This is a genomic window from Chitinophaga sp. RAB17, from assembly GCF_052114225.1.
Classification (GTDB): domain Bacteria; phylum Bacteroidota; class Bacteroidia; order Chitinophagales; family Chitinophagaceae; genus Chitinophaga.
The window spans coordinates 713,631-728,460 of record NZ_JBFREI010000001.1 but is presented as its reverse complement, the minus strand read 5'-3'; the positions used below and the strand labels follow the sequence as shown (position 1 = coordinate 728,460).

Here is a 14,830-nt window from a genome sequence, read left to right as displayed (position 1 = left end):
ACTTGATGCGTGGATGACTTGCGGATATATAACCAGGCAAAGGCTAAGTACCTATAGTAACATTGCAGCAGAGGTGGACTTGATGCGGCGATAACTTGCTGATGTATAACCTGATACACGCTAAGTACCTATAGTAGCATTGGAGTAAAGGTGGACTTGATGCGGGGATGACTTGTGGATGTATCACCCCGATAAAATTGCATCAGCAGATAGATGGAGGTCAGAATTGGCCATAGCAACGCTGCTATGGCCAGGCTGTAACCGCTTTAATAATCTCCGCTGGCGCCGCCACCACCACCGGTGCCCCCACCAAAATCCATATCGGGAGTATGTGCGCCAGGTACATAAGTTTGGGCAATAATCAGTGATTCCAGTTTTAGTTTATCGGCCAGGGAAGGCTCATCTGCTTCTACATAAGTGAAGCCGTGACGAGGTACCTGCAGGTAGCGTATCAGTGCCCACGCACCGAAAGTTAATACCAGGCCACCAACCACCATCGCGGTTTCCAGCGGCATTACACTGTGGTAATACCGGACGGTAAATACAATGGCTGCTAACAGGAGCATACCGGTGCGTAACAGGATCGCGTCTTTTTTACGGATGCCGAGATAGAGGTATATGAAAGGTATAATGGTTGTGTATATCCAGAAGAATAAAGCGCCGGGTATAGACTGTCCGTCCTGTAGTTGAAGGTCAAACATGGCGTTGCTGACTTCTCTTACTACAAAGTAATTGCCGGCCAGGTAAAGCGTGAGTAAAGAGAGTACCGATATTACCGTTAAACAATGTTTGTAGTGCCGGAAAGCCACCTGTTTCATCCATCTTCTTACTATAAAATAAACGGCCAGCGAAAGCGCCATTACCACAAAAGGAGTGACGGTTTTAGCAACAGGGCCCAGTTTGATCAGCTGACTGAAAACAAGCCCCAGAAATGCCAGGAAGGCGGCTCCTGCCATCACCATATCTGCGAAGCGCAACGTGGCCAATAGCGTTACTATAAAAGTAACCAGGCACCAGCTAGTCATGGAAACATGGTCAAAATCATAAGCAACAAGACTACTGATAAACAGTAATACGGCCCCCCATAACAACGCATCATCTACACCAGCACGGAACAATTTTTTTTCACGTATGAATAATTCCAGCGCCACATAACAGGCTATTCCGGCGAAAATGCAAAGACCTGCAAATCCTTTCTCACTGCGTAATGCATCGAGTGTCATTAAAGTCAGCAGCCCGAGTGAAAAGCAAACGATAATAACGGTGAGTATAAACAGCCCGATCTTGATGACGGGGTTAGGCGTATAAAAATTTACGGGATGTGCTGCTTCAATGGCTTTATATGTAGCCACGTCAATACAATCCTTTCTCAGCGCTATTTCCGCTTCTTCTTTTATTTCCAGGTTATCGAGTGTATTAGAATTATACGCGAGCATTTTTAATTTTTTTGTTGAGGTTAATCAATAACAGGATAACGCCGATAGCAGAGCTGATCACATAGAAAAATCCCAGGTACAGCGCCCCGATATCCGCCATCTTGAACAGCACCCGGAAGAATACAATCGTGAACCCCAGATAAAGATATAGGACAGTGATCAGCACAAAGTAAAAAGAGCGTTCCCGGAATGCCTGCAGGTAGATGTAAGTGCCTATGCCCGCCATAAAGAGGAGCCATAGGAAGTGAGCGTCATCAAACATGCATATCCCTGCTATGCACGAAATGAAGATAATATGCGCGCCGAAGTTTTGATAGGTAAAGGCGAAATGTTTCTTTAGATTTTTTTGGGTAGATAGCATGGCCAGTAACAACAGGATCACACCTAATAATGTGCCGGTGTAAATGAGTTGCCGGCTGCTGAAATCATTGGCAGATAGTAACTGAAATGGTGTGACAGCAATACCCATCCAGGCAGCCAGATTGGTGATAGCCATGGACAGCACACCGAGGTGATCAAAGTAATAAGCGCTGATGGCTAGTACTGCCAAAGGAATAAAAGTAGCGAGTCCGTAAGCGGTACCGAAAGCGGTATATTGAAACTGCAGGTATCCGATAAAAGTAACGAACGTGAGACAACCTAACAGTAACGCATAATCGAAAAAGGTATTCGGTGATTTCACCTGCTCCCATGAAAAGGGCAGTTTTTGCCGGATACAATAACTGAAACAACCGGCGCAGATTACCCCGATGATCAGCAGTATGACCTGGTGGCCAATGGTGTCAATATTTTTATAGATCAGTATACCTAAACCGCCGCTCAGTAGTAATACGCCGAGATACAGGAGGGTTTTAATTTCCCAGTGCAGGGAAAATAAACGATTCTCTTCAGTTGTTTTTACGGATGCCAGGGAGTTGTCATTTATCAACCCCTCCTTATGGAGTTTTTCAAATACTTTTACGTTCATAGACGGAATTAAAGAACTGGAAATTAACAATCATTATAGCATGCAATATACAATATCAACGCGCAATAGTATATATTGGATGTTTACCGACATGGTTGTTTATTAAAATAAGAAGTATGAAGTTATACCAACCGGAGCTATTATCGCAGTTAACGAGTGAGCTGGGCGAAGGCCCCTGCTGGTGGCCGGAAAGAAAGAGCTGGTGCTGGGTAGATATACTCGGACATATTATTTACATAAGAGATGAAAACGGGCATCAGCAAGCTTTTGATGTGGGCACCTATGTTACTACGCTGGTACCGGTGGCTGGGCAGAATGCCTTAGTAGCGGGACTGAAAGACGGTATTGCCTTTTTTTCTCCGGAGCAGGGATTGGGTAAACTGCTGACAATACTGGATGAAAGGGACAACATGCGATGTAACGATGGTAAGTGCGATCCGGCCGGAAGACTATGGATAGGTACCATGCAGATGCCGGCCGAAGAAGGCACAGGGACATTGTATTGTATCACGGGCAAAGCCGCGCCGGTAGTGAAGTTGGAAGGTGTTACTATTTCGAACGGCCTGGTGTGGAAAGGAGATAAGATGTACTATAACGATACAGATACAGGTACAGTGCAGGAATTTAGTTATGACGAAGCCACTGGTGCTATAGCCTTTACGCGCGTAGCGATTCGTATTCCTGTAGCGCTGGGACATCCGGATGGTATGGCGATGGATAACAATGGCATGTTATGGATTGCTCAGTGGGGAGGTTCGGGTGTGTATTGTTGGAATCCTGAAACGGGGGAGTTGCTGGGTAAGGTAGAAGTGCCTGCGCCGCATGTTTCTTCCTGTGCCTTTGGAGGTGCCGATATGGATGAAATGCTGATTACGACCGCCCGGGAGCATATGACAGAAGATCAAATAAAGGAATATCCCCTTAGTGGTAGTGTGTTTCACGTAAGACTTCCCGTTAAAGGCTTACCTGCCAATTACTTTAAGTATTAATTATTTTTACATATTAATGTTTCACGGTTTTCTACTAAAATATTAGTATATTTGCAGACGGAATGAGCTTTTTCAGGGTATTTTAATACCAATCGTGCTATCTTATATCAACTTCCCTTTTGCATAAGATACTTTCCCTTTAGTACGCTACCGCTAGAAACATCGTGTAAAAAATAATTATGATCATGAAGGATTTTAAAATTATTGACAACAAGGAAGCCAGGCAGTTTGAAGCGCATATCGCTGGACAAATGGCTAAAGTAATTTACGAAAGAAATGGAAGCCGTATTTTCCTGACTGGTGCAGAAGTGCCTCCGGTGTTGGAAAAGCAGGGTGTATTACCAATGATGCTGGGAAAAGTAATGGAGGAGATTTCTGCACAGAATATCCGTATGGTACCTTCCAGCAAAAAAGTGGCAGAATTTGTACGTAGCAATCCGCAGTGGAAAACATTGCTGGCGCACGGTTTACACATATAGTTCTTTACAAGTTACATTTGACATTTAGTTATTTAATTATTTGCCGGTAATAAACATTGCAGAATATAAGAATGGCGGAAGACGACAAGCATTTATACCAGTCAAATAACTAAATAACTAAATACCCAAATGCCCTCTTACTTGATGCCCATCTTCACTTTCACAGCTGGCATCAAATCATCGGTTTCTGCGGATACCAATACCGCATCTCTGGAGTTATCAATCACCAGCGTATAGCCTTTTTCGTTAGCCACCGCCTTCAAAATCTTTTTAGCTTTATCTAATATAGGTGTAAGTAATTCCTGTTCCCTGGTAGACATGGTTTGCTCTGACATTTGTTTATACTGCTGTAAGTTAGCCTGCATACTTTTAATCTCAGATACCTTTACTTCCTGCATGGCAGGCGTTAGTTTGTTTTGAATACTGTCGAACTCCGTTACCTTTTTGGTATACTCCGCCAGCAGTTGCTGTCCATCCTGATTTAATTTTTCCTGCAATACATTTAATGTATCAGTTGCCTGTTTGCTCTCAGGCATTAAACCAATCATTTGTTGAAAATTAATATAGCCCGTTTTAGATTGGGCAAAAAGAACAGTGCTTCCTAAGAGCAGCAGACAAAGTGTACAGATAAATTTCATCGGGATAATTTTCACAATATTAGTGGTCCAGTTGTGAAATATTCTTTAAGATGAATATAATGTATTGTTAAAGTGACTGGAAAAGTTAACCTATTTCCATGGACCTGTATCCCTCTTTCTCTGGCCTTTGACGGAAGTGTTACCGCCTGTATGCGCTACTTTTAGTTTCCTTTTTACCTTTTGGGAGATGGATACCTGATGGTGAGCACCTCATATAAATACTTTTATAATATTTCATATTTAACAGATAACCAATTAGATATGAAATAGCACGCTGACTTCCTCCTAAAAAGGATGTTTCCACAAGGAAATTTTACCTCACGGCGTAGGGGTATGATCTCCTCAGCGTGTCGTATAATAAATCAGTTCAATTGGCAGAAGGAATTATATTTGACGTTAGATATCAAACCCTAAGCATGGAATTTAGAAGTCCGGGTACTGCAGTGCCGGAGATAGAAAACTCATTAACATTTGAACAGGTTTTTAAAACACATTTTAAAGGCTTGCATTCCTATGCCTGTACCTTGTTAAAAGACGAAATAATGGGGGAGGAAATGGTGCAGAACGTCTTTTGCAAACTGTGGGAGAAATCCGGCGATATAAAAATAAAGCAATCCATTTCAGGATACCTTTACCGGGCAGTATACCACGAATGCATTAACTATCTGCGACATGAAAAAGTAAAAGCTACCCACCAGGCACATACCAAATACCAGATGAACAACGATCAGAGCACCGGAAACGCTTCCGGTAAAGTAATGTTACGGGAGCTGGAAGAGAAGCTGGAACTGGCTTTACAGGAATTGCCAGAGAAATGCCGGACTGTTTTTCAGTTGAGCCGGTTTGAAGAATTAAAATACCAGGAAATAGCAGATCGCCTGGATATCTCTATAAAAACTGTGGAAAACCAGATGGGCAAAGCTTTGCGCTTATTACGACTCAACCTGGTAGATTTTCTACCCTTGTTATTAATTTTGCTCCACCTGTAAAAGTGCATAAGTGAAAAGACAATCCGATCATATAAACGATGACCTCCTGGTAAAATATCTGCTGGATATTGCCACTCCTATGGAGAAAGCAGCAGTGGCCGAATGGCTGACGGAAAAAGAGGAGCACCAACGTTATTTTGAACATTTCCGCCTCATATGGACAGAAAGCAAAAAACTCGCTGCTGTTAGTACTGTTAATGAAAATGATGCCTGGAGCCGCTTCCAGCAACGGGTAGGCACCAACGAAAATACTGCACGTATTGTACAACTGGATACCGGCATAAACTGGAAACCTTTACTTCGTATCGCTGCCGTACTTATTGTACTCCTGGGTGCCGCAGGATTCTGGTACCTGTCCAAAACAATTGGGCAGCCCATGATCGTGAGCTCCGGTCAACAAATAAAAAGCGAAACCTTGCCCGATGGTTCACAGGTAACACTTAACAAACAATCTACCATTGAGTATGCCGCTTCCTTTAAAAAAGAGCGGAGTGTAAAACTGGAAGGAGAAGCATTTTTTAATGTGGCACAGGATCCCGGAAAACCTTTCATATTAAAGGTAAACGATGTAACCGTAAGAGTATTGGGTACTTCTTTCAACGTAAAAAGTGTAAATGGTAAAACAGAAGTGATTGTAGAAACAGGTGCAGTGGAAGTAAGCAAAAACAGTAACAGCGTGCAGCTGAAACAACATGAGAAAGCAGTTGTTACCAGCGACCAGTCAGCCCCCAGCAAACAAAGCAATAACGATGAGCTGTATAACTATTACCGCACACAAACCTTTGTATGTAATAATACACCGCTGTGGAAACTGGTAGAGATCCTGAATGAAGCATATGGTGTGAACATTGTTATTGCGGATAATAATAAACGTGATTTGCAGATAAATTCTACCTTTACCAACAGTTCGCTGGATAGTACTTTGCAAGTAATCGGGCTTACTTATGAGATTGAAGTGGAGAAAAAAGGATCACAAATCATATTGAAATAATAGCCTTCGTACTGTATGTTACTATCTAAGCAATTGCTGACTTTATTTTTAGGATGTATTTTCTCCATGTCGGTTGCCGCACAAAATCTGTTGAATAAAACAGTGAGCATAGAGGCAAGGCAGCGGCCACTTTCAGAGGTACTTACTTTGATCAGCAAACAAGGCGGTTTTTATTTCTCCTATTTAACTACGATGCTTCCGCAGGATAGTCTGGTAAGCATCTCGGAAAAGAATAAAAGTGTAAAACATATACTGGATATGTTGCTCTCCGATTACCAGTACAAAGAATCGGGGAATTATATTATTCTGCTAAAAAAATCTTCAGGGCAATCGCAGGTATATTATCTGATCAGCGGGGTCGTCACGGATAAAAAAACAGGACAGCGGCTACCCAATGCCAGTGTCTATGAACGACAGCAACTCATTTCTACATTAACAAACAACGACGGTTACTTCAGGCTGCGGTTAAAGGATAAATATCCTACCGCAGCCATCAGCGTTAGTAAAGACCTGTATGCAGATACTTCTCTGTTCCTCACTACGGGCTATGATCAGGAAGTAGCGGTGAGTATTTCACCTACTACTTATCAACTGAAGACGGTAGATATTACGGGGCATTCACGGGTAGAAAAAACATGGTTTGCCAAAGTATTTTTATCCTCCCGTCAGAAATTAACCAGCTTGAATATTGGGGCCTTCCTGGCGGATAAGCCTTACCAGGTATCACTTACGCCTGGATTAGGTACACATGGCCGTATGAGTGGACAGGTAGTGAATAAATTTTCGGTAAACGTGTTGGGTGGTTATACTGCCGGCGTGGATGGTGTGGAAATAGGTACTGCATTCAACATTGTGAAAAATGATATGAAGGATGTACAGATAGCGGGTTTGGTGAATGTGGTAGGTGGAAAAACCAGGGGCGTACAATTAGCGGGTTTCCATAACAATGTGCTGGATTCCATGATTGGTTTGCAGGCATCCGGTTTCAGTAATATCACAGAAAGCAGTCTGCGGGGCGTGCAGATCACCGGCGCTGTAGGCCAGGTATATGGTAATATGAATGGTGCGCAAATACAGGGGCTGGTAGGTATCACACGTGGTAATACCATTGGCTGGCAGGTGTCTGGTGCATTAAATTATACGAAAGGTAATCTTGAAGGACTGCAACTGAGTGGTATTGCCAATTACAGCGAGAAAGATGCGAATGGGGTGCAACTGGCAGGCGCGGGCAATATTAGCCGGGGTATCATGAAAGGCGTACAGATATCCGGCATTTTTAATTATGCGCGGCAAATGGATGGGGTGCAGATAGGCCTGGTGAATATTGCAGATAGCGTGAATGGTTATAGCATCGGCATCATTAACATTGTACGCCGGGGATATAAAAAAGTGGTATTGTTTTCCACAGATGTGTTGCCTTACAATATCGCCTGGAAGGCTGGCCGCAGTGAGTTATACAGTATTTTGCTGGGAGGTTTTGGTACCGGTGAAAACAATAATGGGTGGTCTATCGGATATGGTATTGGAAAAAATATTCCTTTAAATAAAGTACTCTCTCTTGCTGCGGAAGTCACAGCGCAAAACACCTGGCAGGGTAGCTGGAATCATAATACACAGATATACCGGATGCAACCTTCACTGAATGTAAAGCTCAGCAAACGTATCTCTTTATTTGCAGGACCTGCACTGTCTATTGCTGTAGCCGATGACGAGAATAAAATAGATCCCACACGTCACTACATTAATTTCGGTGAACACTATCCTTCTTTTAATATGGGCAGTTCAGCGAAGGGCTGGCTGGGCTGGCAGGCAGGGATCAGTCTTTTTTAATTTTTCATTTATTGCATAGGGGTAGATGTTCCTCAACGTGTCGTTATACTATACGAAATAATTACACAACATGAGAACATTTAACTTTAGCAACCGGATCGTAATAATTGTAGTTTCAATTTTATCCCTCGCCAGCAGTGCGTTTGCGCAGACACCACTTACAAGTCCCGCACATATAGGATTCGTTTATCCGTTGAGCAGTAATGGTAAAAATGCTGCGGCTTATACGAACCATTTTTCATTACATATTATTGCAGGTTTATCCAAAGCAGAAACTGGTGCGGCGATTGCCGGTATCTCCAATATCATCAAAGATAGCGCTACCGGCGTGCAGATAGCAGGCTTCTCTAATCATATTGGTCGCACTTCCCGTAGTGTACAGGTAGCAGGATTTATGAACCAGGTAAAGAATGATGCCAATGGAGCGCAGTTAGCCGCGTTCATGAATCTGGATGGTAGCCTGAAAGGCTTTCAGGCAGCCGGTTTTGCGAATATTGTATCCAAAGATGTGGACGGTACGCAGGTGGGTGGTTTCATGAATATGGCCCGCAATAATTCACAGGCACAGATCTCCGGATTCACGAATATTACCAACAAAGGAAATGTACAGGTAACTGGTTTTATGAATAAAGCAGATGATGTGGATGTACAGGTAGCCGGGTTCTTAAATATAGCGAAGAAAGTAAAAGGTGTGCAGATAGGTTTCATCAATATTGCAGATAGCAGCGAGTGTCCTATCGGAGCTATTAACATTATAAAAGGCGGAGAAAAGCAGGTGAGTGTAAGCATAGATGAAACGACGACTATCATGGCGGCTTTTAAGTCTGGTGGCCGGATACTGTATGGTATTCTGGGCGTGGGATATAACGCGAAAAACAGTACTTCTTTATACGCCCTGCAGGCAGGTATCGGTGCACATCTGCCTTTACTCTCTCATTTCAGAATTAATACGGAAGCTACCGCTACGTTCATGACAGCTTTTAAAGGAGGTGAGTTTCATCGTCAAACATTAGGGATTTATCCAGCGTATCGTTTTGGCAGCAGAGTGGAAGTATTTGCGGGGCCTACGTTTAACTATGTTGAAAGCAAACATGACCTGGGAGTAGACCTGGTGAATCATTATATCTGGTCTGAAGATGTTAGGAATAACCGTTTTAACGGAGCTTACATCGGCGCAGCAGGTGGTGTACAGGTAAGGTTATAAGCGGATATTGTCTTATTCAGGATTATACTGATTCAGATGATTTTCCAGATTTTTCTTTCGGGTTTTATAAGATTAAAAAGAGATTGGCGAAGACCAATGTGGATATCCACATGAGTCTTCGCTAATCTCTTTTAATCCTTTGTAACAAAATCTGGAAAATCATCTAAATCAGTATAATCCTGCCCAAAGACAAAAAAATGGATCAGACTATTTAGAGATTTTATACTTCAGGATATTTCCCTCCAACATCGCCGGCGTAATTACATCTCCCTTACTATCTAGTATAAAGTCGGCCGGGCCGGCAATCAATACCTGGTTTAATGTACTTACTTTTCCACTTGCCAGATCCAGCTCCAACAGCACTCCTTTCTTTTCAAATGCTATCCAATCGGATATGATCAGTTTCGTGTTATGCTGCGTGAGTGCAATGCCATCATAGTAACCGAGGCGGTCTGTTAATGGTACAAACTCTTTCTTTGCTGCTGCCATATCAATATAACCGATTTGTCCGTCCGGTTTTCCCGCGTCACCAAATCCACACACGTATAGCCGTTTACGTTTGCTATCATATACAAGTCCGTTAGTGCCTCTTACCGGCGTTGTATAGAGCAGTTCTTCCGCACGGGGATGATTGCCCAGGTGTACGAGGAAAAGCTTGTTTACATCTGTTGCAGATGCGATCAGGGTTGAATCATTGATAGCTACCATGTCATTTAAAAAGTTGGTAGCCGGCGCCACATCTATATTAAAACGTAGGGCACCATCTTTGAGGTCATAGCCTTTTATTTTGTCTACATCTGCCACAAAGAGTTGGTGGTGCAACAGGAAGGCTCCTTTGGGGGCATCCAGTCCTTTGGCAAAGATGCTGCTGTGACCTTGCTGATCCATTTTAAAGATAATGCCGTTTCCATCTTTTTTAGTAGGATCGCCACCTTCGCCAACATCTGCGATATAAAAGCTTTTTCCATCCGTAGCCACGCTTTCAGGAGCATGCATAAATGCGGTACTGTTGAGTTGTTGTGCAAAGGTATGGCCTCCTGTGAGTAAGGCGGTAGCTATCAGCCCTGCCTTGGTGATACTTTTCATAGTTTGAATTTATTTCAGCAAAGGTATAGGTGCCAGGCGGCAGGCGGGTAACAGGAATCGTTCAAAAAATAGCACTTTTGGTTCGTTGGGCATTTTTAGGAGTGGTCCCGTATTGTAGTCTGTATTGTTTGATAAAGTAAGACACATTTTCAAAGCCGCACTCGTCCGCGATTTCATTGACATTTTTTCGGGTCTGCAACAACAGTTGCTGAGCATGTTTCAATCGTTCCTCATTTATCCACTTTTTGGGTGGTGCATTATACAACCTGGAGAACTCGCGTTTAAAACCAGAGAGACTTAATCCGCACATTTTTGCATATTCTTCCAGGGTAAACGGTTGCAACAGGTTGTGGCGAATGGTGAGGATAATGCTTTCTGCACTGCTGTCGAACATATGAAACAGGAAGGATAATACGCTCTGCTGATGCGGACCTGATAGCAGTAATAATAATACTTCACGGATCTTTAGTTCCAGCAGTTTATCGGTATTGTTATTGGGGTGCTGAAGGTAATCCAGGATACTATTACGCACCTGCAGGACTTCCGGGGAGCAGTGGATGACCATAGGGGCGGAGGGGATACGGTGACGTACCTGGTCGGCAGCGTTGAAGCCCGCATCTTCACTGATAAAGGAACGCAGCAGTGTGTCATCCGTACAGAGCATGAGCGACTGGTAGTCGCTGCCATCTGTGGTGAAATCGGTCATGAAATAGGCGCCCCGTTTCAGAAGAATAAGGTCGCCCGCATGGGCCACGATATCTTCCTCGCCGAGATGAATATGTTTCACCCCTTTGAGCAAAAACACCAGGGTGTTTTCTGTGAGGAAGCCTTCTTCTTTGTCGTGTTTGTCCATAAGCCTGAACCAGGCCACCACGGACCTGCCGGCGTGGTGTAACCTTACTGTCGGAATGCCTTCAAATGCCTTCGGATAACGTTGTAACATACCGTGAAATTACGGATTACGGATCAGTTTTCTTTTATGGCATTGTATTTGGTTATTTCTGAGAAAAGAGTCTCATATGAAAACATGGTTTTACCTTCCGCTGCTACTGTTGGTGTTCGTTTTTTCGGGGTGCACCAAAACAACAAATGAGGTAGTGATTCCGAATAAAACAATATTACAGCCAGTAAATCCCAATGACTGGGGATTTGATGCTGTTAACCAGCTTTACTTTTATTCAGTTCCGGTTCCGGAGCTCAATAATGTAAATCAGTCAGATGGTGTCATCGTATCTATAGGCAGATATGAAGTGAATAGCAGTGCCGACCCGCAATCATTTGAGTTGTTACCGCAGGTATATGGTGGGCAGTCTTATTTCGTGATTCATAATGGAAATGCCGTAGAAGTAGATATTAAGGGAGTTAACGGTGCTGCCAGTCAGAAACCAACTACCAAGGTGTGGATTAAAATTGTACTGGTACCTTCAGAAATACAGCCATAGGCTTTACCATTTCTCAACATATATATACAGGGCTTCCGTGAAAACGGGGGCCTTTTTTATTTGACCATAACAATAACATAACTACCATTCCTCACAGTTAGTTGTGAGTAGCTTGTAGATTTTTATTATTTTCCGCCTTTCACGTGAATCCCATTTACCAGTGTAGATGAAAAAATTAATCATTAATGGATAACAGAAGAGATTTTATTAAAAAGGCAGCGTTGCTATCCGGGGCTGCCGGAGTATTTAGTGCCCTGCCAGCTTCCATTCAGCGGGCTATGGCCATAGATCCCAAGCCTGGTACTACTTTCCTGGATGCGGAGCACATTGTGATCCTGATGCAGGAAAACCGTTCTTTTGACCACTGTTATGGCTCTTTGCGGGGTGTGCGTGGTTACAATGATCCACGTGCCATTCAACTGCCCAACAAAAACCTGGTTTGGCTGCAAAGCAACGCCAAAGGCGAAACGTATGCACCTTTCCGTTTGAACCTGAAAGATACCAAAGCCACCTGGATGAGCAGTTTGCCACATTCGTGGGGCAACCAGGTAGATGCCCGTAACAATGGTAAATATGATAAATGGCTGCTCGTGAAACAATCCGGTAACAAGGATTGGTCGCCAATGCCACTCACGCTGGGGTATTACAACCGGGAAGATATTCCTTTCTATTATTCACTGGCAGATGCTTTCACCGTATGCGATCAGAATTTCTGTTCTTCCCTGACCGGCACCACGCCTAACCGGCTTTATCTGTGGACGGGCACCCTTCGGGACGAACAAAAAGCTTCCGCCAAAGCCAACGTATGGAATGAAGATGTGGACTACGGACGGGAAGCCCATTGGACCAGTTTCCCTGAGCGACTGGAAGATAACGGCGTTTCCTGGAAAATATACCAGAATGAAATCAGTGCAGCCGGATTAGAGGGCGAGAAAGATGGTATGCTGGCCAACTTCACCGATAACCCGATAGAATGGTTTGCGGCCTTTAACGTACGTTTTGCTGCTGGGCATATTGGTTACCTGCAAAGAAGAATCAAAGAACTCCCAGCAGAAATAACTGACCTGGAAGCAGTGTTGGCTGCCACTTCCACCGCCAACGAAAAAACAAAGGTGCAAAAGAAGCTGGAGCAGCGGAAAGCAGAGCTGGAGAAAACCAAAAGTGATGCAGAAAAGTTCACGGCCGCTAATTTTGCGAAACTGCCTCAGCGTGCACAAAACCTCCATAAAAAAGCATTTACCACCAATATAAGCGATCCTGATTATCATGAACTGGAAACGCTGACCTATAAGGACGGGGATACCGAAAGAACAGTGCAGGTGCCTAAAGGCGATATCCTGCATCAGTTCAGAACAGATGTAAATGAGGGCAAACTGCCTACCGTATCCTGGCTGGTGGCACCGGGTGAGTTTTCAGATCACCCGGGTTCCCCCTGGTATGGCGCCTGGTATGTATCTGAAGTACTGGACATATTAACCCGTAAGGAAGAGGTATGGAAGAACACCATTTTCATTCTTTGCTATGATGAAAATGATGGTTACTTTGACCACGTACCTCCTTTCACGGCGCCACATAAACCAGGCACAGGAAAGGTTTCCGAAGGAATTGATACCGGTCTTGAATACGTAACGAAGGAAGAAGAGCAGGCGAAACCATACCTGGGTGCGGATGAAATCCGTGAAAGTCCGATAGGATTGGGATACCGGGTCCCCTTGGTGATAGCGTCTCCATGGAGCAGAGGTGGGTATGTGAACTCACAGGTATGTGATCATACTTCTATTATACGGCTGATGGAAAATTTCCTGCAGCATAAAACGGGTAAGGCTATTAAGGAAACGAATATCTCTGAGTGGCGTCGTACAGTATGCAGTGATTTAACCTCTGTATTCCGGCCGTTTAACGGGGAAAAAGTGACGGTACCTTTCCCGGAAAGGAACGAGTTTATAGAAATGGTGTACAACGCAAAATTCAAGAAGCTGCCGGATGGATTTAAACTGCTGGCAGCAGATGAAATTGCGAAGATCAATACAGATCCTGCCGGATCAGAATGGATGGCTCATCAGGAAAAAGGAGTGCGTATTTCGAATGCACTGCCCTATGAGCTGTATGTAGGAGGTAAGCTGAGTGCAGATAAAAAATCCTTTGAGATCAGTTTTGAAGCAGGTAACAAAGTATTTGGCAAACAGGCGGCAGGCGCGCCTTTTAACGTGTATGCTCCCGGTAAATATCTGCAGGAAGATACACAGATAATGGAACCGGTAAGAACCTGGTCCTACGCGGTGAAGCCGGCAGATAAGCTGAAAGATACGTGGCCTTTGGCTTCCTTTGAAGACGCGCATTATCACTTAAGGGTGTATGGTCCTAACGGATTTTACCGTGAATTTGCCGGAGATGCCAATGATCCTCAGATAGAGGTACAGTGCAGCTATCAGCGTAGTTTGACCAATAGCAGGAAGCTCACCGGCAACGTGGAACTGAAGCTGATCAATCACGGTAGCGGGGCGGCCAATATCGCCATCAACGATTTGGGTTATCATAAAGGGGAGTTGAAAAAAACAGTGGCTGCCCGTACAACCGCAACACTGATGATAGACTTATCTAAAAGTCATGGCTGGTACGACTTTTCAGTGAAAGTGGCTGGCAGCGCGTCTTTTGAGCAGCGGTATGCCGGCAGAGTAGAAACAGGCAAAGAAAGTTTCAGTGACCCGGTAATGGGCAGGGTATAATACCAGAAGAATTGAAAATATAAAGCCGCTCTCCGTTAGGGGGAGCGGCTTTT

General features: G+C 43.9%; 13 protein-coding genes. 8 read left to right on the top strand and 5 right to left on the bottom strand.

The features are described from left to right. Positions 1 to 266 precede the first annotated feature (266 nt). Both AB4Z08_RS02625 and AB4Z08_RS02620 read right to left on the bottom strand, forming a co-directional pair. Positions 267 to 1,436, bottom strand: a complete 1,170-nt coding sequence (locus AB4Z08_RS02625) for a hypothetical protein (protein ID WP_441572219.1) — start codon at positions 1,434 to 1,436, stop codon at positions 267 to 269. Then, entirely contained in the window at positions 1,423 to 2,403 is a 981-nt protein-coding gene (locus AB4Z08_RS02620) for a DUF2157 domain-containing protein (RefSeq protein WP_441572218.1), read from the bottom strand. Before AB4Z08_RS02620 ends, AB4Z08_RS02625 begins: the two co-directional genes overlap by 14 nt. A gap of 116 nt (positions 2,404 to 2,519) precedes the next feature. On the opposite strand from AB4Z08_RS02620, the gene AB4Z08_RS02615 reads away from it, so the two are divergent. Continuing rightward, complete coding sequence (locus AB4Z08_RS02615) at positions 2,520 to 3,392, top strand: SMP-30/gluconolactonase/LRE family protein (protein ID WP_441572217.1); 873 nt, start codon at positions 2,520 to 2,522, stop codon at positions 3,390 to 3,392. 185 nt (positions 3,393 to 3,577) lie between these two features. Then, positions 3,578 to 3,871, top strand: a complete 294-nt coding sequence (locus tag AB4Z08_RS02610) for a GNAT family N-acetyltransferase (protein WP_159454320.1) — start codon at positions 3,578 to 3,580, stop codon at positions 3,869 to 3,871. 137 nt (positions 3,872 to 4,008) lie between these two features. Here AB4Z08_RS02610 and AB4Z08_RS02605 read toward each other — a convergent pair whose 3' ends face one another. Further along, complete coding sequence (locus AB4Z08_RS02605) at positions 4,009 to 4,509, bottom strand: OmpH family outer membrane protein (protein ID WP_441572216.1); 501 nt, start codon at positions 4,507 to 4,509, stop codon at positions 4,009 to 4,011. Positions 4,510 to 4,925: 416 nt separating this feature from the next. Here AB4Z08_RS02605 and AB4Z08_RS02600 point away from each other — a divergent pair, with 416 nt between their 5' ends. The 4 genes from AB4Z08_RS02600 to AB4Z08_RS02585 all read left to right on the top strand — a co-directional run bounded on the left by AB4Z08_RS02600 (position 4,926) and on the right by AB4Z08_RS02585 (position 9,523). Beyond that, the gene (locus AB4Z08_RS02600; RefSeq protein WP_441572215.1) at positions 4,926 to 5,498 is read left to right on the top strand and encodes an RNA polymerase sigma-70 factor; all 573 of its coding nucleotides are present in this window, start codon (positions 4,926 to 4,928) and stop codon (positions 5,496 to 5,498) included. A gap of 10 nt (positions 5,499 to 5,508) precedes the next feature. Beyond that, positions 5,509 to 6,489 (top strand): FecR family protein, encoded by a 981-nt coding sequence (locus tag AB4Z08_RS02595; protein WP_441572214.1) that lies wholly within the window; start codon positions 5,509 to 5,511, stop codon positions 6,487 to 6,489. A 15-nt stretch (positions 6,490 to 6,504) separates the two neighbouring features. Next, positions 6,505 to 8,319 carry an LA_2272 family surface repeat-containing protein gene (locus tag AB4Z08_RS02590; RefSeq protein WP_441572213.1) on the top strand — a complete coding sequence of 605 codons (1,815 nt, stop codon included), beginning with the start codon at positions 6,505 to 6,507 and terminating at the stop codon, positions 8,317 to 8,319. Positions 8,320 to 8,389: 70 nt separating this feature from the next. Next, positions 8,390 to 9,523 (top strand): hypothetical protein, encoded by a 1,134-nt coding sequence (locus AB4Z08_RS02585; RefSeq protein WP_441572212.1) that lies wholly within the window; start codon positions 8,390 to 8,392, stop codon positions 9,521 to 9,523. A gap of 207 nt (positions 9,524 to 9,730) precedes the next feature. Here the strand turns inward: AB4Z08_RS02585 and AB4Z08_RS02580 are convergent, their stop codons facing one another. Beyond that, positions 9,731 to 10,609, bottom strand: coding sequence for a hypothetical protein (locus AB4Z08_RS02580; RefSeq protein ID WP_441572211.1), 879 nt, complete (start codon positions 10,607 to 10,609; stop codon positions 9,731 to 9,733). Positions 10,610 to 10,670: 61 nt separating this feature from the next. Beyond that, entirely contained in the window at positions 10,671 to 11,552 is an 882-nt protein-coding gene (locus tag AB4Z08_RS02575) for a helix-turn-helix transcriptional regulator (protein WP_441572210.1), read from the bottom strand. Positions 11,553 to 11,628: 76 nt separating this feature from the next. On the opposite strand from AB4Z08_RS02575, the gene AB4Z08_RS02570 reads away from it, so the two are divergent. Together AB4Z08_RS02570 and AB4Z08_RS02565 are read left to right on the top strand one after the other, a co-directional pair. Further along, the gene (locus tag AB4Z08_RS02570) at positions 11,629 to 12,051 is read left to right on the top strand and encodes a hypothetical protein (protein WP_441572209.1); all 423 of its coding nucleotides are present in this window, start codon (positions 11,629 to 11,631) and stop codon (positions 12,049 to 12,051) included. A 185-nt stretch (positions 12,052 to 12,236) separates the two neighbouring features. Continuing rightward, complete coding sequence (locus tag AB4Z08_RS02565) at positions 12,237 to 14,777, top strand: phosphocholine-specific phospholipase C (protein ID WP_441572208.1); 2,541 nt, start codon at positions 12,237 to 12,239, stop codon at positions 14,775 to 14,777. Positions 14,778 to 14,830: the final 53 nt, after the last annotated feature.